Below are 21516 nucleotides of genomic sequence, written 5' to 3' on the forward strand. Positions count from 1 at the left end.
TTATCGCGGCTTTACAAAGGCTAGAACAAGATGGATTAATCTTCCAACTCTACATTATGGAATACTTGTTGAACATCTTCAAGATCTTCTAGTGCATCAATTAGTTTGTCGAATTGAACTTGTCCATCCGCTGGCATTGAAATGTAGTTCTGTGCTAACATCGTTAACTCAGCTACAGTAAACTGGTCAACGCCAACCTTCTTGAATGCTTCCTGCACAGCATGGAATTGATCTGGTGCAGCATAGACGATTACCGCTTCATCTTCTTCAAGAATATCACGTACATCCACATCAGCTTCAATCATAATTTCCATTACTTCATCTACTGTTTTACCGGTCAAGCCAAATACAGCAGTAGATTCAAACATATAAGCAACGGAGCCGGATACGCCCATGCTGCCGCCATTTTTGTTGAATGCTGAGCGGACTTCTGGTGCTGTACGGTTTACGTTATTAGTAAGCGTATCAACAATAATCATAGAACCATTGGGTCCAAAACCTTCATAACGAAGCTCTTGGTAATTATCATCACCGCTGCCTTTTGCTTTATCAAGCGCGCGATCGATGATTGCTCTAGGTACGTTATACGTTTTAGCACGCTCAAGTACAACCTTCAATGCACGGTTGGATTCTGGATCGGGTTCGCCCTTTTTGGCCGCAACATAAATTTCTACTCCGAATTTAGCATAAACTCTACTTGTATTGGCATCTTTAGATGCCTTCTTATCTTTAATATTATTCCATTTACGACCCATGCTGATCCCACTTTCTTCTTCATTCATTTATTCACTATCCATTATAACGATTTTTTGTCTGTTTGGACAGGTTTCTTGATTACTGAAATGTGCTCATCTAGTCTTTTTTGTGAGCTAGTATTTTCCTAAGCGCTTCTCTTTTACTTAAAGGCTTTAGTTCATTTGTTTCTACGAAAGCAAGTACGGATGACGGGTTGTGGCCACCATAAGTGCGTAACGCCCAACCAATCGCTTTTTGATGGAAAAATTGTTTCGAATGCGCATGTCGACGCACACAGTCATATAACAGAACCTCATCCGTCTGTTTTTTATAATGTAGTTGATGAAGAATTGCAGTTCGATTTAACCACATATTGTCGGATTGTATCCATTTCTCTATATATTCCTTACGAGCATCAGAGTAATCTTTAAATAAATATCCAACAATTACTGCGATGGCATCAATCGTATCCCACCATGATTTTTGTATAATTAACTGCTCAATCATCGGTAAATCTTCTGGCGTTAAATTCTTTTTAATCAGATCGAGCATGTCCACTGCAACAGATTGCAGCTCACGTTCTGGCATCTGCCACAGCAGAGGAATCCATTCCTTTTGGAGCGTATATTGTTTCAAAAATGTCTTCATAATCTCTCTTCGCTCTGGTGCCTTAATGCCAAGATGAGTAAATTGATTTTTCATATAGCTGTCCATCTTCACTGCGTTAGTCGCATTTCCACTTGAGCGATACTTCTCAATCATTATCTCGATACTCATACTTAACCTCCAGCTAAAGCTTCATAGCGTTTTCTATTAGCATTCCAACGATCTATTGGAGTCTTCTTACGACATAAGTGATGCAATCAGAAGTTAGTGTGACTGGAATGTTCTGACGCTCGATATCAAATGTAAGAGATTTTATTTGCTTACGCAGTATTTCCCATCCACTGTAATGATGCTCAAGAATGGCTAACATTCGTTCAGTGGGGAAATTCAGTTCGAACATAGGACTTAATTGATCAGTAGTACCCGCTACTACTTCAAGAATATTCGAATTTAAGATGATGCAATTAATGCCATTAACTTTTGTACCAGCCGCCATTTCTTGCAACTTTAGCTCTAATGCTCGTTCTGAACTTAAATGTTCTAGAGCAGATACAGCTACAATAAAATCAAATTTATATTTGCCAATAGAATATGATTCGATATCCGATTGGATTCCTTCTATACATTCTCGGACACTATATTGGTTGCTGTATTCATGAAGTCTACTAATTGCTGATTCTAATAAATCAACACCGATGACTTTACCTAACTTTGGCTTTAAATATTGTGCAATTGGAATCGTATTACGCCCTACGCCACAGCCTAAATCCAATGCTTGAGGATAATCTGACAACTGCAGCTTTGGAAGAAGGTCGCTAACGGTTTGCACTGGTTGATGCAGCCATGAACCAGGTGCAAATAAGGTATTGTTCGTATAACAGTTGTTATGATACGTTTTCTCTTCATCTCTACTATAATTGATTCGATTCATCGTTGTCCCTCCTATTACGACTTTCGTTAGATTCGTTAAGGGTTAACAATTTATTTTTTCTAAATATACGATGCTTAGATGTTCATGGATTGGTTTTTCACCCGTAGTAATGTATCCGAGCCTCTCATAAAGCTGAAGATTTTTATTACTTTTACTGCCAGTAAATAGTTCGTACTTCAAGCAATTTTTAAAGGATGCTTCGATGTCTGTCATCAACTGTTTGCCAATGCCTCTTCCTTGATAACTCGGATGTACGATCAATTTGCCGATAATACAAGATCGTTCTGTTAATTTTGCTCTGACGGAACCGATGATTGTACCATCTATTACAGCTTTAAGAAAGATGTGATCTTCAAACTGCTTTTGCAAATCTTCTAGCGTTTGGACAAGCGGTTCAATGGTATAGTCGTTGTATATTTCTGCTTCGCTTATATATGCAAGTTTTTGTAGAGCTAATATTTCGCCTGCATCTGCAATGGTAGCCTTCTCAACGACTGGAAGTGCGTTAATTGAATTTAATATAAGTCTCTTATCCTCTTCAGCATTACTTAATACAACAGATTCTTCTATTTGTCGAGTGGGAACATTCCAATATATACGGAGTAAATGTTCCTTCTCTTCTTTAGATACTAGCCTGAACCCATATCGATTATAAAACCGAATGGCCCAGCTTGCAGCTGCCCAAGTTCCTATTAAAATGGGCTTGGTCGTTTGCTGCAAAAGATGCTCGATTAAAGTTCCACCAATCCCTTTGCTTCTATGCGATGTTTTTACATATGCATGGCGAATTAAACTGACGTCACCCTTATCCTGTAAACCCATAATACCGATTAATTGCTCTTTTTCATCCAAATAACCCCAAAAAACGACTCCATCATTTATTTCAGACTCTACTTCATTAAGACTCATATAAGGTTCATGATAACGATCTTCAGGTATTACCCCTTTGTATGCAGTAGCTGCATCGTTAATAATGTCAGAAATGATAGCTGCTTCTGATGATTGACATAATCTGATCATAAGCAATAACCTCCTAAAATAGTTAATGGACAGATTAATTAGATTTATACGAGTAGAATTGAAATGCATATTAGGGAAGGTCTTAGAGGTAATCTAGCAATTCGTTTAAATGAGTTATTGTTTGCTTTGGTATTACTGTAATACTATCACTCCATGGTTGATTCACCTGAAACCAAATGGTATCCATGCCCGCTTTTGCAGCTCCTACAATATCATTAAGGGGATGATCACCGATATACATGCATTGATCCAGCGGAATTCCGAGTCTCGCCGCTGCCAGCTCAAAAATATCAACATGCGGTTTTTTGATGCCGGCTTCCTCAGAAACTATAATCGCATCGAAATGATTTCTTATTTTCAAAAAATCGATCTTGCCGTACTGGATCATCGTCCTTCCGTTAGTTATCATGCCAATTTTGTATTTACTGCGTAGTGCTTGGATTACTTCTATTGCTTGATCCATTAGGACTGCACTTTTTACATAATGAATGTCATAATAATTCATAAGCTCAGAATGATCAGGCTTAATTTCCCATGGTAATTCGGCTAGAAGTTCATCAAATAACACCTTCTTGTCCTTATAGCCATCTTGATCAAGTTCGATGAGTCGCTTAAGCAAGTTATCATGTTGATCATGATTTTCGAAATAATTGTTAATGAATGATCGAGAAAAGGTCAAAAAAGTTTGCGTTCGATCAAGAATGGTGTTATCTAAATCGAAAATAATAGCCTTATAATGACTCATCAAAATCCACTCTTTCGTTAAATATATTTTGGCCTGCACAAAAATTGCTTAGTTACAAACTTGTTGATCCAGTTAATTTTAATAATGATAAAATGAATAAATAGACGACTGAATTTACTATCGCTGCAATATAAAAAGCAAATGATTCATCACTAAATATTTCTTGTTTCTCACCAATTACTAAAAGAAAAAGGGAGACTACAGCGACGGCAGCCACGATGTGAAGAAGTAACTTAAACGCTATATTTTTGAATGTACTTTGACGAAAAAGCTGATTTATACCTAAAGCAATAGGCGATCCCAGAAATAAAACAAAGATCAAATCTACTAAAAAACGATCGCTAATACTTCCATAGAAGGTCCAAAAATGATCAATGTGATGATGAAAGAACTGATGAATGCAGTAGCGAACGCTGCAACTACGATTGTTATGATTCTGTTCGCAAGTTTCATAATTAACCCCCAAACAGATGTTCAGATGTGAAGTATAGATAATCTTACCATAATATTACTGTTATTGAGTAGATCTAATGAATGCACAACCTTGTTTTCTGCTGTGCGTACGACAAAGAGCCCTATCCAGAACCATAGGACAGAGCTCGCTTTTCAAATCATAAGTATGATGTTTAAAAGGAAGCTGAGATGCTTCGCCAGAAACAAACGATAAAACTAGATATATGAACTACCATACTATCAAAAGCTACAAACTCCCATGTGATGGCCATTCAATTCAATGAAATTGAAATACTTCAAATTGCCTTCATCGCTAATTGGCTCTACTTCGACTCCTCTTTCGGTAAGTAATTGGTGTACATGTTCAATATCTTTTGTATAGAAGTTCATATAGGGGTGAAGCTCACCATTTTTATAGAAGGTAAGTGGCGAGAACTGCTCGGACTCAACCAATGTTATCATTGCATGACCGAGTTCAATATTTGCTGATTTTCCTTCCTTTATTGCAACAGAGACATTTAACGCTGCGTATCCGCTCTCTTCTTTCCAAACAAATACACATCCAAATACATCTACGTACCAGCGTGTAGATTCCTCCAAGTTAGACACAGGTATGAAATTACAATCAATTCTTTGAAATAAGCTGCTCACATTACTCACTCCTCAAAATAGAAATTGATTTACCAACATTTACGGCTAACTTACTGGCTGTTCTGTTGTCTCTTCATAGACGCAAATATCTATAATTTTGAATTGTTACTTATTTCTCTAAGTTTTTGGTTTATATCATCAAGCGATCGTTGCATCTGTTCTGCCCTTCTAAGGCTCGAATATTGATTCCCGATAATTCCTGACAACCCGATTATAATTACTATTAAAATTAAAATTACCATTAAGAGCATCCTTTCAAAGAAACTTTTTTGACTTGTAAACTCAGACTTTTTTGTAATACAGAATAGTAGCGTCCAGTTCGCCATTTGCAGAAATCGCAAAGTCAGGAATTCTACCCGCTTGTATGTACCCTTGTGAAGTATAAAGGATATTGGATGGGTCGCCTTCCCTCGTATCCAAAACTAATAACGTCCTATCTTCGTTAATAGCCCTCTCTTCTGCTGCTTTCATGAGTATTTGCCCTATACCTTTACGGCGATGATTCGGATGAGTCATGAGTTTAGCAATTTCGGCGCGGTGGCTACCATTTTGTTTTGAACATAGATGCAGTTGAACACTGCCTACAAGCTGACCGTCTATTTTTGCTACAAGAAGGATGACATCGGGGTCCAGTACATTTTCCCAATATGTATGTGCAGCTGAAGCTTGCAATGGCGGTAGAAATCCGATTGATGCTCCACCTTCTACAACCTGAATTAATAGTTCGCTAAGTTCACCAAGATTTTCTGATATTGTATGTAGTTGTTCTATTTCTAAAGAATCTGTCATCATGATCTCTCCTTATTGTATGTTAGAAATATATTATTCGATGGAAGAGAGTAACTACTTACTATCTGATCTTGAGTTCAGACAAGTTCGCTATCATATAATCTGGTTTAAATGGTACTTTGATTATGACAGTAATCCCACTCCATGCGATCGATAAGTGATTTTATTTGAGCAATATGATGATGATTATGCCATATAAATCGTTGAAGAGCTACATCTAATGTAATGATTCCTAGTACCTGAGTTTTTAACTTTCTGTTAAATTGTTCAGATTCTAAACTGGAAAGGAGATACAAAAATCGAATATGGAGGGATTCCAAAAGTAGTAATGAACATTCAATTGGAGCATCATTATAGTCACTTAATTGTGCCCATAAGTCCTCACGGTAAGAACTCGCTAATGGTTCATCTTCAGTTAATGCCTTCTTAAACCTTAAAAACGCGTTTATATCATTGTCAGCTAAGTGATGAATAATTTGCTTTATCGTCCATCCGCCTTGTCGGTATGGTACGCTAAGTTGTTCAGGCTGCAAATGACAGGTTATACTTCGCACTGTTTGTACGATTTTTGGTATTTGTTGAATAACAGAATTGCGATCCTCATGAGAGTTAATAATGAATGATTCAAATTGACCAATGGGGTAACGTAAATAATCCATTTATTCGCTCCTCTGCTCAACTATAAAAACTACAAATTATAAGCTATCAGCTATCAAAATTCTATTTAGATTAGACTTTATTTCGGTGGGAAACTATTCAAATAGTCTTTCATCAGTTCTTCTGATATTGACAATGCTTCCTCTTGATTTGTCGCTGGTCCAGATAACATCAATGGGGTGACTAAATCCCCTTGTTTTTGAGTAGAGGTATTCATAATTGCTATTTTCGAAAAATCATCGTTTGCAAACATAGTTCCATACATAAACGTTTTTGTGTAACCATCTTCGACATAACTGTAGATTAATGATCCAGCATCATGTTGATCAAACGAGATATCTACCGTTCTTCTATCTTTTGGAATTGGAAGTAGCTCATCCGGTAAGTGAACATTCCCAACAAACTCCCTCGTGTTATTGCGTTTTTTTGCAACATATCCATCAATTCGAATGGTCATAGGTTCAGTATTTTGTAGAGTTGTGCTACCACGATGAAATTCAACCACCTGTATATCAACCTTGATATGCTTCGGCATTCTGCTCTAAATGAATAGTCCGATAATCAGGATTACTAAAAGGATCGAAGTGATCAGCAACCTTTTTCGCACAATACACTTCCCCCCTCTTGTTTAAATCAAATAATATACTAACCAATATTTGTTGTTTAGTGCTGTGTTTCTTCTACAATAAGTTTGAGATTAGGCCATGTTTCAAGCCACTGTTTACTTTGCACTCTATTGTGAAAACAGTCGGTATCTTTGAAATACGGACTTTGTCGTACAACTAAATCAAACAAGTCATTTAATCCGTGAGGTGCGATCACTTCGAGCTTATTAGATTTTCCTATTGTAATCGCTGTTGCAGTAGCTGTTTCCGGCCATCTTTTCATTGCGTCGGCTACGGACAAATAAGTCTGCTCATTGTTTCTTTCATGCATTCTCGCTTGGTTTTTTATTGACCAGTTATAGTCACGTACTTCATTTTGCAATATGCTTTCTAGGTTCTTCTCCGTTTGCTCACGAGTATCACTTGGATCGTAATACAAAATATCGACATCGTTTAAAGATGACGGCTTATTGAAACCATGTAAGTAATTCCATACATAATTTCTTACATAACCTGCTGCTATACACCAGTGAGGAAGATTCAACGCTTGGACAAGAGTTAGATCTCTATTAAGGTTATTGTATGTTTTCATAATTGAGATTAATTTATGTTCTAGCACCTTTTCACTCACCCATTTCTTATGTACCTATTCTCTTTCTACTACTAGATCGTTCTTGGGAATCTCCCATTTTTAACCTGAACATTATTTCGGCGTGACCATTCTTTTAGCTCATTTATACCTGTTTCATCATCTTCTTTGAAGCTAAATGCAAGATATATGGATACGATTTTTTTATGCTGGAGCTTAATTCCTACCGACTGAAAAAAATAACCATCAATCATTATTTTATCAATGTCTGTTGCTTGAACTTCTCGGTTATAAATCGTTATCGATTCGTCATTAAATTGAATTACCTTTGGTTTCATCAGAAGTGTTTTCACTGGTACAATCAACAAAACTAATAATAAGAGCACTATCACTAGCGACATAATTAACCTGAACAATGAGACATCATTCAATCTGTACAATAAGTATACCTGTGAACTAATCATAGTTAATAAAGATAAAATAACAATTGTAGATCCAAAAGGTCGTTTGATTTTGTAAGCAACGTTTGTTTGTGTCATTGAAACTTCAGTCCTCTATCTGTCATTATTTTCATTGTTTTTCTCGATTAATACTTCCTTGTTATGAGGTAAATCGGTTTCAGCAAAATCTTTTTTTGCTATTTCTAATTGTTCGATATGTTCCTCATCACTTTGCCAATGATTGCGTTTCTTTTTGATTTTTTTTTGATTTGTATCTCCTTTTTTTCTGATTTTACCATGAATCGCCAAGAGAATAGTTATTATTAGGGAAATATTTAAGAGGATAACTATCGGAAAATTAAGTAAGGATATTAAAATGATATTAATGACTACAATCAAAATGAACAGAAATACGTATCCCACATCCACTGCCTCCAATAACTTGATAGACTACTTAACTTATTAAGTGGTACCTTGCTACTAATATCCCATTCTAATCACGAATAACTATTTTACCAATCCTATGCCCTACAAGTATTATAGGAAGTAACAATAACCCTGAAGGCGCGTATAAAATAATTTGTTTCAGCGTTAGGAGGTTTTCTTGCACCATTCTATAAAATAAATAAATTGTATATGGAAGTGTGATGACAATACCAGTAATAACACCTGGAGTGTACATTTTGAGATAAATGGATTGACCGAGATGCATAAATACATGAAGTAAAAGGATAGCATTAAAGCCTACAAACAATAAATAATTTTGATGTTCTACAGCCAAATAAGTAATGGGAATAAATATTATAAATTCGAGAAGGACTGCAACGGTGAATTGTGATGATTTAATGGTGGACATATCTTTTAATCGATTAGCTAGTGGGCGTGGAACTACATTTCTGATCTTAGGATAGTTTTTTTTCATCCAGGATTCTACAACTATTATTTCTTCAAAATCATGGATCATGAAAGTAGCTAGAAATAACCACATTAAGGACTGTATTGTGATGAAAGAATCATTAATAGACAATATATCAATCCCCTTCTATCAGACATTTTTCTATGAAATTAAATAAACTCTTCCCCTTGATGGAACGATTTCCCCAATCATGCCAAAAATATAAAACTTGTCCACTAATCCCTTCTTCAGAAGGATCAGTATCCAGACAGAGATAGTCTCCGCCACCGTTATCAGCTATTGGAATCCATTTCGAATTCCAGAGTACTGGCTTAATTTCTTTTTCAACTTCAAGCTCCATGTCGTCTGGATCAAACTCTTCTTGCAAAAATGTCCAGTTATCTATGATCTGAGAAATAGGAGAGAGAGTTAAGTTTCTCACAAAAGAGCTAACCCCTATTGTCCAAATTTGACCGTTATGTAATCTGTAAAAACTTTTCATTTCTTCAGGCAGTGTGACTCCAAGAGTATGTTCAAGTAGCTGGAAGTCTTCTTCAGTAGCACCAAGTTGTAAATTCAGTGATTGCTCGAAATTCTTCGTTGTCTTACTTCCTTTTTCGATTATAGCTTGCCAAAGCAATTCTGCTCTCTCTACCATAGTTAGAACCTCCAATCTCCATTAAAAAGGTTGCTTTTCATTCGCCACACTCTTATCCCAATCAATTTCCTTCATAGTAGGCTCTAAATCTTCACTCTCAATAACTATGACTGTCATCCCCGTATGAGATCCAGACTCATGACATTCTCCACGCTGCCAAAAAGCTGCTTGCCCTGGCATGATTTTATATCTAATCCCTTCTTCACCACTCACCCAGCCTTGTCCACTAACGACAAGCATCAATTGATTAACTGGAGCTTTATGTAAACCTACTATTCCTTCTTGCCCAATATAAATACAGCCTATCTGAATTTGCTTATTATGTTTTACAATTTTCGTGTAATCTGCTCCGCTGCTCTTGTAACTTATAATGTTCTGGCCAGATTCTTTGCCAAAATCGTAAATTTTCATATTATGATCCCTTCATCATTATATTTTCCAAGTCGTTGATCACCCTATGTGTAAAAAAACTACCCTAATTAATTGATTAAGGTAGGTTCTTATTTCTAGTTGTTATAACTTCCCATTCTGCAAATGATCTTTTTTCGGTATCTTCTTTTAATTCGTGAGGAACTTCAATAAAGCACATTAATTCTAAACTATTGCCATCCGGATCTTCAAAGTACACAGAAGCATTTCCCTGATTTGGACGTATAAATGGTTGTATGCTTTTCCTTGTACCAAAAGGAACTGGCTCTACACCAATCGACTGCAACCATGCAATGCTATTTTTAAGATTTTCATAGGATACTCTAAAAGCAATATGTCTTAGTGAAGGATGATATTCCGTTTTGTAACTTTCTCCTTCCCATAATCCGAGCCAACTTTTCCCCTCTTCGATCCAGAAAAAAACGGTATCATTGCTCCTCCATGCTAGTTTCAACCCTAATCTGGAATAAAACGCAATCGAGTTCTCTAAATCGCTAACTGGTAAATGAGCTTCATATAAACCTTCAATCATCGCTTCACAACCTCTTCTATTACTATTAATCGAACAATAATATTTCTTCAATAATTGATTTGCCTTTAGAATAATCTCTACATGTCCATTCCCATTCTTCGTGTAATCGCAATCTGCCATCTTCTAATAACTCAGGTTTAGATGTACACATACCAGTCATCATTTCATTATTTTCATTAATATGATGATAGCTCATTTCTAAACATCCCAATTCATTGATGCTAGCAATCAATTGTCCTTTAACTATTCCACCACCGTAATAATGAGCCCAAACAACGTCGTCCTTCTGGAAATAGTAAAAGGTAGTCTCTTCATTTACTTCGCCATTATCCGTGTTGTTTATTGTTTTGAATCTTCTTCCATCATAGTTAATTGGTTTCATGTTATCAATGCTCCCTACTAATAATATGGGTGTTGAAGGGTAATTCAAGTAACTAAAAAACACATTATTGATTATTTTGTTTCATAAGATCCGCTATTTGTTGTGCATCTTCACTTGTAGATTGTTCAAGATATTTAATGACATTAAATTGTCTCTCTTTAGAGTGGTTTTGACTAAGTTTCCACTTGCCTTCCATTCTTTCGATTTTCATTTTGAACATAACGATACCTTTAGATAATCCTTCTACAAATTGCCTATTTGTTTCATTAATTGAATAGGGGCTAGTTGACCCCTCATATTTGGTTACTAGTTTCTCTAATGACTTAATTCCTTCCTGCAAATCTTCTATTATTTCAACCCTTCCATAAACATGTACCGCTACATAATTCCACGTTGGCACCGATAAGTTGGTTTCGTACAAAGAAGACGAGATATAGATATGAGGTCCAGAAAAAACGATTAGTACTTCTTGCTGCCCGATATCTTTCCACTGGGTATTTGGTCTGGCGAAATGACCATATAAATATCCTTCTCCTCTTTCTACTATAAAGGGTAAATGGGATGCCTCTGGTCTTTGATTATGATTGGAAAATATAATGCCAAAGCTGTTACTTTCGATAAAGTCGTAAATTTTCTCACTGTCATCTATACGGAAGTGTTTCGGAATATACATGTCTTTGTTACCTCCTAACATATTTCACAAAAGGAGTGTAGTCGAGTGTTCTCGTTCTGCTAACCCCACTAAGATTGCAATCTTTTATACTGTGCAAATTAATTAGCATCACTACTGTATTAAAGAGGATCTATATCTATTATTACATCGTTTCTTTACTTCTAAATTGGTAGGTTAGTAATACGACCAGAGCAATTAATACGAGTACAATTATTGCGTTGCTTTTAATACTACTATTAATAGTTGCCACAGAAAATAAAATGCAATATGCAAAGATTGTTTTTAGTAAATGATCCAAATACTCTCCATAAATATTGTTTATGACTGAAATTAAAGAGAAAAGAAAGCCTATTGATAATGAAATGTATAGTATCAAAGTTATGCTTCCTCGCTTTCTTTCACAGCTTCAGATAAAGGAGGCGTTATATTGGATTTCATTCAATTTTCCCGAAATGAATTTTATTGGGCAATTTCTCCCTATAGATTGAATCATAAATATCTTGTAGGTTTGGTACATAGTTTATTGTTAGCTTCAAATCTTGTAGAAATAGAGGATCCAACTCCTCTATTTCTACAATTCGATCAAGTGTTAAGGAAATAAATTCTTGGTTGAACAAACTTTGTTTATGTGCGTGTAACAGACTGATTTTAACATCTTGAGTATGTTCAATTTCATTCGCTTCAACCTCTAATATTTTTCCTATAATCCAATAATCATCTAATGTGCTAATCTTGACATATTTACCAGAGTATTCGAAAGCATTCATAAATTTCTCCCTCACTTTTAAAGGAATCATCCGTTTGTTCTTTTCATTTAAGCTTAAAGTATTATGATTTATTTCTGTTCTTTCTTGATTAGAATCATACAAATTACGCATATGAAAACATAGCTAATCGTAGTAAAAGAAAAACTGTTCGCAATTACTGACAGTTTGCCAACATAATATGAAGAGATGGACCTAGATAAAGACAGTTACTCTTTCGATAAAGATTCGTTTTTGATTTTTTTCACAGTTCTCCAACATAAACGGCAGTTCCAGAGATATAAACATCCATAATCGAATCATTTATTTTATTTACTTCAACATTAACTCTTCCATCTCTATTCATTTCTTGTCCTTGCTCAACAGTAAAAGATATCGACTGTAGTTCAGGCTTCATATAAGTTAAATAGTAGGCACCCATTACCCCAGACGCAGTTCCGGTAATAGAATCTTCAATCGTTCCAGAATAAGGTGAAGAGAAATGCCTAGCATGCATAAATGCATCTTTATCGTACGTTTGTAAACAAAACGGGTGTAGGGATGCTTTTGGATTTTCAATGAGAATATCGGGAAACAATGAATTTATGGGCTTCATTTTTGAAAAGCTGTTAAGATCTTTGATAGGAATTAATAATGTCCATGTTCCTGTGCTCCCATATACGATAGGATAATTAGCATCATATTCGTAAGAAGCTAGGCCAATAGAATGAAGTAGCTTTTCAGTATCTCCTTCAAAAGAAACGAACTGTGGATTACCTTGTTTCATCTTCATTGTTATTCCATTATTATGTAAAAATTCGATTGGTAGCAATCCGATATTTGTTTCAATAGTAATAAAATCAGATTTAATTAATCCTCTGCTCTTCAAACAATACAGTGATGCCATTGTCGCATGTCCACACAAGTTGATCTCATGACCAGGTGTGAAAAACTTTAATTTCAAATCTGCTTTATCCGACCCTAATACAAACACAGTCTCATTAAATCCAACTTTTTTTGCAATTTCCAGCATGTTCTCATTATCCAAATGATCTGCGTTTATGACAACTCCCGCGGGATTTCCCATATTTGGTGTTTTTGTGAATGCATCGTAATGATACACCTGTGTATTAAGCAACTCTAGTCCCCCTCGACATGTGACAAACTCAATTCTCACTAATCAATATCTTGAATGGTCCAACTAGCATTTTCTTCTTTTGTTTTCAATAATACATAAACTGAAATTTGCTCAGCTGTGCTATCTAATCTTTTTTGCATAACTTGCACAACTGCTTGGTATACATACTTTTGTTCAGTAATCGAAATGGTATCTCTCAAGCTAATCCCCACAATTTTGTCAGAAGGAAAATTACTTACCATACTATCTTTATATAATAATTTCATGTAATCGGACTCATTTTCTTCCCATATATATTTGACCCGTAAATTTATTACTTTAATAACTTCTAATTCATCTCCTTCATAGTTAGCTTCATCAATGTATGTTGGTGATTCTGGAATTGTTGACTCCATTGGAGTAGGTGTTGGAGATGCAGTCTCAGTATTTTCTGTAGCAATTGGGCTTGCACTTTCTATGTTAAGTGTTTCCGTTGGAGTTACTGTCACAGTGCTTACTAATTCCGTTGGAAGTGGAACAGCAATTTCCGAATTCCTGGTTTTTTGTTCACCACATGCTGTAAGTACTACTATTAATGCTAATATTATAATGATCCGTTTCATCTGCGGCCCCCTTTATTCATGTTAATTGATTATCAGATGTTGTTCGGACTTTTCAATCGAAATACTATATTAAATTCCTATTTATGTATACCTATACCAGACGCTTTTTTAGCATAAAAAGTTCTTCTTATCTCAAAAAAAATATCAACCATATCAAAGACAGAAGTCTTTGTATGGCTGATTGTTTATACAACATTATTGCTTTAACTGTGGTGGCGAATAACATTATTGCAATATCGATAGTTCTCTTTCCATTTCGATCGATACAATTTTTTGACCTTCTTGATTGATCATGAGTTTGCTTCCACAAGGAATAAACTCATTTTTACTGTAGAAGATGAGAGCCTTTGTGTTTGTGTTATGGCAAAATAATTTCATCTTTTTGAGTTTATGTTCTTCGAGCGCTTTAGCCATCATAATCTTCAATAAATATTGGGAAATACCTTGCCCTCGATATGGACTTGATAAAATAACATTTCCTAAATAGCAGCTTAATTCAATTTTGTTAATATCATAAAGATTTGCATATGCTATCGGTTTGTCATTGTCCTTTACGATTACAGTAGGACTAAATCGTTTCTCTAATCTTAATTGAATTTGCTCCGGAGTTAATGGAAATACAAATTTAGGACCAAAAGCGAATAGTTCTTGAGCATTTAGTGGAAAAGTACATATCGTTTCCAAGTCACGATTAGCAAGAGCTCTATGCGATAATCCACACATACACTCACTCCTTTAAAGGTCAGCTTCATTTCCGTTCAAGATTAAATGCTCTTCGGAGGTAGAAATACATCGATATACCAAAAACCACACTTAGAAGAAAGGAGAAAATTAAACAGTATAGCCAATCATATTTACCAATTAGGAATATCAAGCCAAACGTTACTACAAAGCATACAAGTTCTAATAAAATAGTAATTTGAAACAGCTTCCTTCTGGTCAACTAGATCCCCCTACTTCAGCACAATGTATTTCGCTTATAGTTAATGACATTAAATATTAATCGCATTTCATTTTCTTTCTCATATACAACGCAACTTCCTCGCAAGTGATATCCTCGATGTCATAAAGCGATAAATCAATTCCTTCAATTGTAAAGCCGCAGCTTTTGTAAAAATGAATGGCCGGTACGTTCGTATTTTGAGTTTCTAGTGTTACGGCTCTACATTTATTTTGTGTTGCAAGATCAATCACTTTATCAATGAGTAACTTCCCATAACCTCTTCTTTTATAATTATTATGAACTTGAAAATGCCATATTAATAATGTATTATTCCAAGTCTGTGGTTCTACGATTGCAATTGCTAGTAACTTATCCTCTATGTAAACTCCTAACGAATAGTTCATTTTAATAATTTTCATGTAATGATTTAGATCATCATCACTGTTCGTTTCTTGTTTTACAAATGGTTCGTTTAGTTCCATAAGATTCAATTGCATAGTACAGGATTGTAAAGATTCATCTTTTTTCACTTCGTATTTATGTGTTGATGTATATCCAAAATCACCTATCTTAAGAAAATCATCAATTGAGAAATCGGTTAATATCTTTATATCCATCTTATACACCTCGTGAACATACTATTAATTTCTTGTTTTCTTCACTTCATCAATTAGGATATCGAGCTTTTCTAATAATTGTCGATCATTTTCGAGTTTACGTTTGAACTGTACTTCTATCGTAATGATACAAAAAACTATAATAATTAATGAACAAATGACTATAATCAGACACACCTCCCAATTATGTTACTTCAAGTGGCTCCTGACGCTTGAGTATAAAATACAATAAATTATCTTTTAAATAAGGTTCCCTATTAAAACCCATTTTCTCCAACAATTTTTGTGATCGACTATTCTCATGTTCAGTTGTAGCTTCTATATAATCAAGTTCCATAATTTCAAATCCTACATTAAGTATCTTTTGTAAAGCTTCTTGCATTAACCCCTTGCCCCAGAAATCAGGAGACAAATCAAAACCTATTTCTGCTCTTGAACCTTCAGAATCATTAAACCAACAATGAAATCCGCATGTTCCAACTAGTTCATTGTTCTCTTTACTAAATAATCCGTACCTACAGCCGGTATCATTAAGATGAAATGTAATAATGTCTTTGGCTTCTTTCAGATTTTCACATACATCAATATCCATAAATTTAATTAGTACAGGCACTGAGAACAGTCATTATAAGAATCACAAGAAAAGTTATAATTATTTGTTTCATTTTTCACACCTCTATAGACATAATTCAAAGTAATATTCGATCCCCTGTAGTCGTCGGTTGCGATATTACTAAAAACTCAATAGATCCATCAGATTTATTGAGAATTTGATGCGGTGTTTGTGGTGGTATTTCAATACCTTCAAATTGGTTCAACTCGTGTAGCTCACCGTTCAAGTCTAAGATTACTTGTCCAATAAGGATATAGAAAAACTGTGTTGAGCGATTATGATAATGCTTTACTTCCTTTGTTCCCGCAGGCATTCTTTCGTGTATAATGCTTAAGTTTTGGTGATTCATAAGTCGCCATCCATCGCAGTTACTACCCCAGACGTAATGAGCTGCTGTATCTTTATTAATCTTCATATGAAAGCACCTTCTATCGTATACATTGTTTGAATCTACTTGCTCTTATAGATAAATCCGTCAGTTCCTTCGAGCATATAATAATATTCAAATAATTGTAATGTTCTATCTTTCAGCCTGTTTTTGTGGATTACTTGAATATTAACTAATCCCTGAGAACCGATGTTAAACGAATTTTCTACTTGAAACGTACTTACTACAAATTCAGTTTCCTTGATATGGTTCTGCAACCAACCTTTTTGCGCTTCAATAAGTAATTTTTTGGGCTTGTCGTCTAGTTTCGCGATAAGCTTTTTGTAAATTTCATTTAGTTCTTTATCCCAAATTTCTATATACTTCGTTTCTAATTGAATTAGTCCTTGAGTTGAAAACTCAGAAGAGTTATTGAGATCATCAAATTCTTTTTCGTAATCTTTATCTATTGGATTTGATTGCACAAGTTCAATATAACTTTGCGAAACGTCATACGAGCCACTTTTTTCTGTAACATCATTTTCAGATGGAACAGCGGGTGTGGAACTAGCTTGTATTGATTCTTCTTGAGTCATAGTATTAGTATCTACAAAAGTACTCTCTGGTTTATTAACTCCTGCGCTACACGCAGTAAGAGATCCTATTAATACGGATAGTAAAATTAGTTTTAGCTTCATATGTAACATCCTCCACAATAGATCGATTTTGGTAGAAATGGTGTTATTGCTCCCGTAAACTCTTTTTCCTTATCATCCTCTTGTTTGAGTTCAGTTCTTACAAACCAATTTCTTATAAATATAGACTACTTTTATAAATTAGAATCATTTATTTCCTAATGATTAACCGAACCTCTTTTTTTCAGATAAAATCTTTCCCATATCTTTATTCAAAATTAACATAGTTCATGAAAAATTCCGACAATTAATTGAAGTCATCTAGTTTACTAATCTTAAATTTAAGCTTATATTGACCTTCATCATTTGCAATTGCAAATCCAATAAGCTCTTAAGTTCACATAGATAGTCGTGTCACTTTTATTAATTTCAAATCTTCGAACTCAAGTTTATAAATATCAGGTTTTTTTGTTTGTGTTAAAAAATCATATCCATAACTTGCATCAAAATAATTCATCATCAAAGTCATCACATTTCCATGTGTTCCAATAGCGATTTTCTTTCCTTTATATAGTTCCATAATTGCTTTCAACACAGCTACCGCTCTATTCTGACAAGCTGCGTTTGATTCTCCACCCGGAAGAAAATAACTGAAATCGAGGAAGCTTTGTTTTAGAAAAGGCATAAATTCTTCATCTCGTATTGAATAATCATCACCTGCAAAGCGCTTTTCCCTTAAATCCTCATAGATATCGATATTCAACTTTAACTTTTGAGCTAGTTCTTCTATAGTTAGAATCGCACGTGTATATGGACTGGATACGATAACATTTACACCTTCATTTTCAAGTAATCCAGTTATTTCTAAAGCTTTTTTCTTTCCCTCAATTGTTAATCCCCTTGTCCTTTCAGTGCCCTCGTTGTATGGAGATTCAGCATGCCTAACCATATAAATAGTTGTCATAATAGTCCTCCTTGTATCAAAAATAAATAATTTGATTAAACTAAAAGTTCTAGATACGAGTACAGTACGGATATTGATTTTTGTTTTGATTATTTCATTAATTCTTTTCCATCAATGTCGTAATATTTATAATGTCTAAATTCATATGATTTATCATTAGACTGTGGAAGATCAATCCATGTAACACTTGCTTGATTAATAGTGAGTGTTTGCTCAATTAGCTTACCATTTACATTAACTTGGAACTTTGCGATATCATTTTCATTGTTAGTTACAATCATCATTTGGAATTTTTGATTATCTCTATTATTGGGCAGGAACATAGTAAATGAGGTATTATCTCTGACTTCGATTGTTGACCATTTAAAATTCCCTTTTTCGTTTTTAGTAAATTGAATAATCGCAGGACTGTTATTAGCCAAGAATCCAACCACTTTCGAATTGATCGTTTCTTTAATATCTATAAGCTCAACTTTCTTATTTTCATAACCCTTAATTGATCCAATGACCTTTATAATAGATTCGTCATCATTACCGTATAGTGGTTTAGTGGTGTTTAGATTATAAAGTACAACGATAACGACTAATACAATCGTACTTATGCCAACTAGTAACTTCCTACTTTTCCACAATCAGTACTCACCCTTCCGGACTTCAAAATATCAAGATCCATCTTTTACTGAATAAGGTTTCCAATATCTGAGTTGTATTTGTTGAGAGAGCACAAAGTAAATCGATTCTACTTCCCCGTCGGATTAGTTGAATATAAATGATCAGCAATCATTAAATAGGACAATCCAATATCCTTTAAGATAACCATTGATAGTGAGTATGCATTCTTTGTATCTCTAGCTTCTTTAAAGGAAGTGATTGTTTTAAACTCCCCTTTAACCTTTTCAAAAAAATAAGTTAAAGTAATGATATTATATTTCTCTTTTTTTATGAAACTATTACCATATTTACTTATTATTATGTCGAGATTATCTCCCATCTTAATACCCCTTGGTGTTATGAATTTATCAAAATTATCATATTCACTATTCAGGATTAATCCACTCACTTTATCATCTCTGTAGTGAACACTTATTCCTGAGTATTCAAATAACCTAATATAATCTAACGTTTTTGTTGGTTGTCCAATTAATTTTTCAACATCAGTTTTTTTCATTCCAAAGTTAATCTTAATGTTATTGCTTAGATCATAAAAAGCTAAGTCATTCTTTTGAAAAATTCCTTCTTTGAAACTTTCTTCTTTTGCAAATGTCTCTTTTGTTGTACTACTACATGCTGATAAAAAAACAGCCAAAACTACAATCAATATTTTTTTCATTTCAACGCTCCTTTGAATATATCATTCCGTTTTTATTTGGCCATTCTACTAGAAGTTCATCTAATTGATACATATTTTCTCGAGTTATCCGTAGTTGTATCCTGATACTAAAAATTGATTTATTATTTGTATAATTAATAAGCACGTGCATATTTGTCAATTTAATCTTATTATTATCGCTAATATTCGCCCTAACCTCTACTCTCTGATTTGATTATCGATAGAGAAGCTCTTTCATATATCTCAATGAATAAATAATTAATAGAATAGATAGGCATAGATTTAGTCCGATTAAGACCATACATATATATCTCATCACATTTTTGATATCAACCGAATATTGTAAAAAGCTGATATCACTAGCTTCTAATAAGTTACCTGCCAATAAGGTCAAAATACTAAGTAAAATAAAGAAACTAATAATAAATAAAATTATGTACAATGGGTTTTTAGCATTTTTTAATATGTAGTTTTTTCTATCCTCTTGTTCAATATTTTCTTCTATTAATGCTTTTCTATAGTGATCCCATCTAAATGTTCCCATACTTGCCACAAGAGCTGTAATAGCAAGTGCTCCCGTAATATTAACTTGGACAAATAAATCGATAAAATCTTTGAGTACTGAAGTTGATTGATTAATAATGATGTAATACAGTGCAAATAAGCACGTACTAATTATCCAAATAGCTACTTTCTCAAAACAATTTAATCTGATTGAACTCACCTTAGTTTTTGACACTGCCCATTCTCCTTATGCTTATCATGTTGTCCCTACGTTCAAAACTAGGAATTAATAATATATTTCCTCTAACTTTTATCGTAAGCATCCCAACTATCTTTTATATTTTTAGCACTCTTCTTAATCAATGAATCAAACTCAGCACTTATTAAATAAATAATTCCGAAAATTAATGCTATCCAACTTACGAAAATTGGACCATTACCTACATAATCTAACATTGAGTTAAACAAATCGTTGTTCCAAGAGGTAACATTTGAACCAAAAATAGCGGCCGATAAATATCTTATTCCATATACAAATGCTGAAATGCTAATTAAAATGACGCCCACAGTTCTCCTTTGCATGCTTTCATTCCCTCCAAATTATTATTTTCAGATTTCTTACATCACCGATGTTCGCAAACTCTTGATAGTTGAGTCTCCTTAGCAATTTATTTGTCCAAGTACCCTTTACATGCACCTACAATAACTAAAATAAACCCAGCAATGAATACAAAAAACTCACCACCGTATAATTCTATCCCTTGTTCGTTTTGAATATATAAACCCACCAACATAATAGAGATTCCAATGAGCATTATTCGTATAGAATATGTCATAATGAATGTCTCCTCCATATTTGAAAATTGTTAATACATCATTCATATCATATGTTTTCCTACTAGGATGGCGGTCACCACATTTGATCCGAAGTTTTCTTACTCATGACTGAAGTCACGAGTTTGCGAAAACTGTTAATCAATTTTATTTCCTTTGCTCCAGTTTCTTTCTTCAGTAATCGTTTTTCTTAGTAATTCCACCTGCTCTAACATCTCTTGATGTTGTCTATTAAGTTGTGTTTGCAGAGCTTTAACCTCTTTTTCTGTATTTGAAATCTCAGAATGATTAATTGCTGTTTTAATAATTAAATATAAGATGAAACTACCGAGCGTTATGAACGCTAACCAAATTGGTGAATTCATAAACTCATCTCCATTCTTTATAAAATCAGAACAGCAGTAGTACATAGATAATAAATTTCAGTTTCATGCTA

General features: G+C 34.2%; 33 protein-coding genes. All 33 read right to left on the reverse strand.

The features are described 5' to 3' along the window. Window positions 1–35: 35 nt before the first annotated feature. Window positions 36–755, reverse strand: a complete 720-nt coding sequence (locus tag MFF31_RS17930; protein WP_238192131.1) for a YebC/PmpR family DNA-binding transcriptional regulator — start codon at window positions 753–755, stop codon at window positions 36–38. A 97-nt stretch (window positions 756–852) separates the two neighbouring features. Next, a complete protein-coding gene (locus MFF31_RS17935) occupies window positions 853–1512 on the reverse strand; it encodes a DNA alkylation repair protein (protein ID WP_238189704.1) in 660 nt (219 codons plus the stop codon). Window positions 1513–1564: 52 nt separating this feature from the next. After that, window positions 1565–2272 carry a class I SAM-dependent methyltransferase gene (locus tag MFF31_RS17940; protein WP_238189705.1) on the reverse strand — a complete coding sequence of 236 codons (708 nt, stop codon included), beginning with the start codon at window positions 2270–2272 and terminating at the stop codon, window positions 1565–1567. A 42-nt stretch (window positions 2273–2314) separates the two neighbouring features. Next, window positions 2315–3292 (reverse strand): GNAT family N-acetyltransferase, encoded by a 978-nt coding sequence (locus MFF31_RS17945; protein WP_238189706.1) that lies wholly within the window; start codon window positions 3290–3292, stop codon window positions 2315–2317. Window positions 3293–3374: 82 nt separating this feature from the next. Further along, window positions 3375–4037 (reverse strand): HAD family hydrolase, encoded by a 663-nt coding sequence (locus MFF31_RS17950; RefSeq protein WP_238189707.1) that lies wholly within the window; start codon window positions 4035–4037, stop codon window positions 3375–3377. 693 nt (window positions 4038–4730) lie between these two features. Continuing rightward, window positions 4731–5099: a VOC family protein gene (locus tag MFF31_RS17955; protein WP_248565522.1), complete on the reverse strand. Its 369-nt coding sequence runs from the start codon at window positions 5097–5099 to the stop codon at window positions 4731–4733. Between the two features lie 324 nt (window positions 5100–5423). Then, window positions 5424–5930 (reverse strand): GNAT family N-acetyltransferase, encoded by a 507-nt coding sequence (locus MFF31_RS17960; RefSeq protein WP_238189709.1) that lies wholly within the window; start codon window positions 5928–5930, stop codon window positions 5424–5426. Between the two features lie 107 nt (window positions 5931–6037). After that, window positions 6038–6589, reverse strand: a complete 552-nt coding sequence (locus MFF31_RS17965) for a YfiT family bacillithiol transferase (RefSeq protein WP_238189711.1) — start codon at window positions 6587–6589, stop codon at window positions 6038–6040. 77 nt (window positions 6590–6666) lie between these two features. After that, complete coding sequence (locus MFF31_RS17970) at window positions 6667–7122, reverse strand: hypothetical protein (protein WP_248565523.1); 456 nt, start codon at window positions 7120–7122, stop codon at window positions 6667–6669. Window positions 7123–7250: 128 nt separating this feature from the next. Continuing rightward, window positions 7251–7784 (reverse strand): nucleotidyltransferase family protein, encoded by a 534-nt coding sequence (locus tag MFF31_RS17975; RefSeq protein WP_248565524.1) that lies wholly within the window; start codon window positions 7782–7784, stop codon window positions 7251–7253. Window positions 7785–7855: 71 nt separating this feature from the next. Beyond that, the gene (locus MFF31_RS17980) at window positions 7856–8320 is read right to left on the reverse strand and encodes a hypothetical protein (protein ID WP_238189717.1); all 465 of its coding nucleotides are present in this window, start codon (window positions 8318–8320) and stop codon (window positions 7856–7858) included. 15 nt (window positions 8321–8335) lie between these two features. After that, entirely contained in the window at window positions 8336–8644 is a 309-nt protein-coding gene (locus MFF31_RS17985; RefSeq protein ID WP_238189718.1) for a hypothetical protein, read from the reverse strand. Window positions 8645–8714: 70 nt separating this feature from the next. Further along, window positions 8715–9248, reverse strand: a complete 534-nt coding sequence (locus MFF31_RS17990; protein WP_238189720.1) for an HXXEE domain-containing protein — start codon at window positions 9246–9248, stop codon at window positions 8715–8717. Between the two features lie 4 nt (window positions 9249–9252). Then, complete coding sequence (locus MFF31_RS17995; RefSeq protein WP_238189722.1) at window positions 9253–9774, reverse strand: SMI1/KNR4 family protein; 522 nt, start codon at window positions 9772–9774, stop codon at window positions 9253–9255. A gap of 21 nt (window positions 9775–9795) precedes the next feature. Further along, window positions 9796–10185, reverse strand: coding sequence for a cupin (locus MFF31_RS18000; RefSeq protein WP_238189724.1), 390 nt, complete (start codon window positions 10183–10185; stop codon window positions 9796–9798). A gap of 76 nt (window positions 10186–10261) precedes the next feature. After that, a complete protein-coding gene (locus tag MFF31_RS18005) occupies window positions 10262–10735 on the reverse strand; it encodes a VOC family protein (protein ID WP_238189727.1) in 474 nt (157 codons plus the stop codon). Window positions 10736–10760: 25 nt separating this feature from the next. Further along, complete coding sequence (locus tag MFF31_RS18010; protein ID WP_238189729.1) at window positions 10761–11117, reverse strand: avidin-fold protein; 357 nt, start codon at window positions 11115–11117, stop codon at window positions 10761–10763. A gap of 64 nt (window positions 11118–11181) precedes the next feature. Continuing rightward, the gene (locus MFF31_RS18015) at window positions 11182–11790 is read right to left on the reverse strand and encodes an FMN-binding negative transcriptional regulator (protein ID WP_238189731.1); all 609 of its coding nucleotides are present in this window, start codon (window positions 11788–11790) and stop codon (window positions 11182–11184) included. A 434-nt stretch (window positions 11791–12224) separates the two neighbouring features. Next, entirely contained in the window at window positions 12225–12668 is a 444-nt protein-coding gene (locus tag MFF31_RS18020; protein ID WP_248565525.1) for a hypothetical protein, read from the reverse strand. A gap of 130 nt (window positions 12669–12798) precedes the next feature. Then, complete coding sequence (locus MFF31_RS18025) at window positions 12799–13671, reverse strand: PhzF family phenazine biosynthesis isomerase (protein WP_238189735.1); 873 nt, start codon at window positions 13669–13671, stop codon at window positions 12799–12801. Between the two features lie 38 nt (window positions 13672–13709). Continuing rightward, window positions 13710–14273, reverse strand: coding sequence for a hypothetical protein (locus MFF31_RS18030; protein WP_238189737.1), 564 nt, complete (start codon window positions 14271–14273; stop codon window positions 13710–13712). A 225-nt stretch (window positions 14274–14498) separates the two neighbouring features. Continuing rightward, complete coding sequence (locus MFF31_RS18035; RefSeq protein WP_238189739.1) at window positions 14499–14996, reverse strand: GNAT family N-acetyltransferase; 498 nt, start codon at window positions 14994–14996, stop codon at window positions 14499–14501. Between the two features lie 276 nt (window positions 14997–15272). Then, the gene (locus MFF31_RS18040; RefSeq protein ID WP_238189741.1) at window positions 15273–15833 is read right to left on the reverse strand and encodes a GNAT family N-acetyltransferase; all 561 of its coding nucleotides are present in this window, start codon (window positions 15831–15833) and stop codon (window positions 15273–15275) included. A gap of 184 nt (window positions 15834–16017) precedes the next feature. After that, window positions 16018–16425: a GNAT family N-acetyltransferase gene (locus MFF31_RS18045; protein ID WP_248565526.1), complete on the reverse strand. Its 408-nt coding sequence runs from the start codon at window positions 16423–16425 to the stop codon at window positions 16018–16020. A 97-nt stretch (window positions 16426–16522) separates the two neighbouring features. Further along, a complete protein-coding gene (locus MFF31_RS18050) occupies window positions 16523–16861 on the reverse strand; it encodes a cupin domain-containing protein (RefSeq protein ID WP_238189744.1) in 339 nt (112 codons plus the stop codon). A gap of 35 nt (window positions 16862–16896) precedes the next feature. After that, window positions 16897–17511: a lysozyme inhibitor LprI family protein gene (locus MFF31_RS18055; protein WP_238189746.1), complete on the reverse strand. Its 615-nt coding sequence runs from the start codon at window positions 17509–17511 to the stop codon at window positions 16897–16899. A 334-nt stretch (window positions 17512–17845) separates the two neighbouring features. Further along, entirely contained in the window at window positions 17846–18415 is a 570-nt protein-coding gene (locus MFF31_RS18060; RefSeq protein WP_238192132.1) for a histidine phosphatase family protein, read from the reverse strand. Window positions 18416–18501: 86 nt separating this feature from the next. Then, on the reverse strand, window positions 18502–19044 hold the full coding sequence (locus MFF31_RS18065; RefSeq protein ID WP_238189748.1) for a hypothetical protein: 543 nt from the start codon (window positions 19042–19044) through the stop codon (window positions 18502–18504). A 107-nt stretch (window positions 19045–19151) separates the two neighbouring features. Beyond that, a complete protein-coding gene (locus MFF31_RS18070; RefSeq protein WP_238189750.1) occupies window positions 19152–19742 on the reverse strand; it encodes a hypothetical protein in 591 nt (196 codons plus the stop codon). Between the two features lie 214 nt (window positions 19743–19956). Then, on the reverse strand, window positions 19957–20481 hold the full coding sequence (locus MFF31_RS18075; protein WP_238189752.1) for a hypothetical protein: 525 nt from the start codon (window positions 20479–20481) through the stop codon (window positions 19957–19959). A gap of 68 nt (window positions 20482–20549) precedes the next feature. After that, entirely contained in the window at window positions 20550–20828 is a 279-nt protein-coding gene (locus tag MFF31_RS18080; RefSeq protein ID WP_238189754.1) for a hypothetical protein, read from the reverse strand. A gap of 86 nt (window positions 20829–20914) precedes the next feature. Further along, window positions 20915–21082, reverse strand: a complete 168-nt coding sequence (locus MFF31_RS18085) for a hypothetical protein (RefSeq protein WP_238189756.1) — start codon at window positions 21080–21082, stop codon at window positions 20915–20917. Window positions 21083–21217: 135 nt separating this feature from the next. Beyond that, complete coding sequence (locus tag MFF31_RS18090; RefSeq protein ID WP_238189757.1) at window positions 21218–21445, reverse strand: hypothetical protein; 228 nt, start codon at window positions 21443–21445, stop codon at window positions 21218–21220. Window positions 21446–21516: the final 71 nt, after the last annotated feature.

The sequence above is a fragment of the Paenibacillus sp. L3-i20 genome, from assembly GCF_022180385.2.
Classification (GTDB): domain Bacteria; phylum Bacillota; class Bacilli; order Paenibacillales; family Paenibacillaceae; genus Pristimantibacillus.

What these genes read in the sequence shown, in the direction of transcription:
- MFF31_RS18005 (WP_238189727.1), bottom strand. Translation starts at nt 10,735, where the DNA reads ATGATTGAAGGTTTATATGAAGCTCATTTACCAGTTAGCGATTTAGAG.
- MFF31_RS18020 (WP_248565525.1), bottom strand. Translation starts at nt 12,668, where the DNA reads ATGCGTAATTTGTATGATTCTAATCAAGAAAGAACAGAAATAAATCAT.
- MFF31_RS17980 (WP_238189717.1), bottom strand. Translation starts at nt 8,320, where the DNA reads ATGACACAAACAAACGTTGCTTACAAAATCAAACGACCTTTTGGATCT.
- MFF31_RS18030 (WP_238189737.1), bottom strand. Translation starts at nt 14,273, where the DNA reads ATGAAACGGATCATTATAATATTAGCATTAATAGTAGTACTTACAGCA.
- MFF31_RS18050 (WP_238189744.1), bottom strand. Translation starts at nt 16,861, where the DNA reads ATGAAGATTAATAAAGATACAGCAGCTCATTACGTCTGGGGTAGTAAC.
- MFF31_RS17960 (WP_238189709.1), bottom strand. Translation starts at nt 5,930, where the DNA reads ATGACAGATTCTTTAGAAATAGAACAACTACATACAATATCAGAAAAT.
- MFF31_RS18070 (WP_238189750.1), bottom strand. Translation starts at nt 19,742, where the DNA reads ATGAAAAAAATATTGATTGTAGTTTTGGCTGTTTTTTTATCAGCATGT.
- MFF31_RS17965 (WP_238189711.1), bottom strand. Translation starts at nt 6,589, where the DNA reads ATGGATTATTTACGTTACCCCATTGGTCAATTTGAATCATTCATTATT.
- MFF31_RS18080 (WP_238189754.1), bottom strand. Translation starts at nt 20,828, where the DNA reads ATGCAAAGGAGAACTGTGGGCGTCATTTTAATTAGCATTTCAGCATTT.
- MFF31_RS18085 (WP_238189756.1), bottom strand. Translation starts at nt 21,082, where the DNA reads ATGACATATTCTATACGAATAATGCTCATTGGAATCTCTATTATGTTG.
- MFF31_RS18035 (WP_238189739.1), bottom strand. Translation starts at nt 14,996, where the DNA reads ATGTGTGGATTATCGCATAGAGCTCTTGCTAATCGTGACTTGGAAACG.
- MFF31_RS18055 (WP_238189746.1), bottom strand. Translation starts at nt 17,511, where the DNA reads ATGAAGCTAAAACTAATTTTACTATCCGTATTAATAGGATCTCTTACT.
- MFF31_RS18010 (WP_238189729.1), bottom strand. Translation starts at nt 11,117, where the DNA reads ATGAAACCAATTAACTATGATGGAAGAAGATTCAAAACAATAAACAAC.
- MFF31_RS17945 (WP_238189706.1), bottom strand. Translation starts at nt 3,292, where the DNA reads ATGATCAGATTATGTCAATCATCAGAAGCAGCTATCATTTCTGACATT.
- MFF31_RS18040 (WP_238189741.1), bottom strand. Translation starts at nt 15,833, where the DNA reads ATGGATATAAAGATATTAACCGATTTCTCAATTGATGATTTTCTTAAG.
- MFF31_RS17970 (WP_248565523.1), bottom strand. Translation starts at nt 7,122, where the DNA reads ATGCCGAAGCATATCAAGGTTGATATACAGGTGGTTGAATTTCATCGT.
- MFF31_RS17995 (WP_238189722.1), bottom strand. Translation starts at nt 9,774, where the DNA reads ATGGTAGAGAGAGCAGAATTGCTTTGGCAAGCTATAATCGAAAAAGGA.
- MFF31_RS17950 (WP_238189707.1), bottom strand. Translation starts at nt 4,037, where the DNA reads ATGAGTCATTATAAGGCTATTATTTTCGATTTAGATAACACCATTCTT.
- MFF31_RS18045 (WP_248565526.1), bottom strand. Translation starts at nt 16,425, where the DNA reads ATGGATATTGATGTATGTGAAAATCTGAAAGAAGCCAAAGACATTATT.
- MFF31_RS17940 (WP_238189705.1), bottom strand. Translation starts at nt 2,272, where the DNA reads ATGAATCGAATCAATTATAGTAGAGATGAAGAGAAAACGTATCATAAC.
- MFF31_RS17935 (WP_238189704.1), bottom strand. Translation starts at nt 1,512, where the DNA reads ATGAGTATCGAGATAATGATTGAGAAGTATCGCTCAAGTGGAAATGCG.
- MFF31_RS17975 (WP_248565524.1), bottom strand. Translation starts at nt 7,784, where the DNA reads ATGAAAACATACAATAACCTTAATAGAGATCTAACTCTTGTCCAAGCG.
- MFF31_RS18090 (WP_238189757.1), bottom strand. Translation starts at nt 21,445, where the DNA reads ATGAATTCACCAATTTGGTTAGCGTTCATAACGCTCGGTAGTTTCATC.
- MFF31_RS17930 (WP_238192131.1), bottom strand. Translation starts at nt 755, where the DNA reads ATGGGTCGTAAATGGAATAATATTAAAGATAAGAAGGCATCTAAAGAT.
- MFF31_RS18015 (WP_238189731.1), bottom strand. Translation starts at nt 11,790, where the DNA reads ATGTATATTCCGAAACACTTCCGTATAGATGACAGTGAGAAAATTTAC.
- MFF31_RS18000 (WP_238189724.1), bottom strand. Translation starts at nt 10,185, where the DNA reads ATGAAAATTTACGATTTTGGCAAAGAATCTGGCCAGAACATTATAAGT.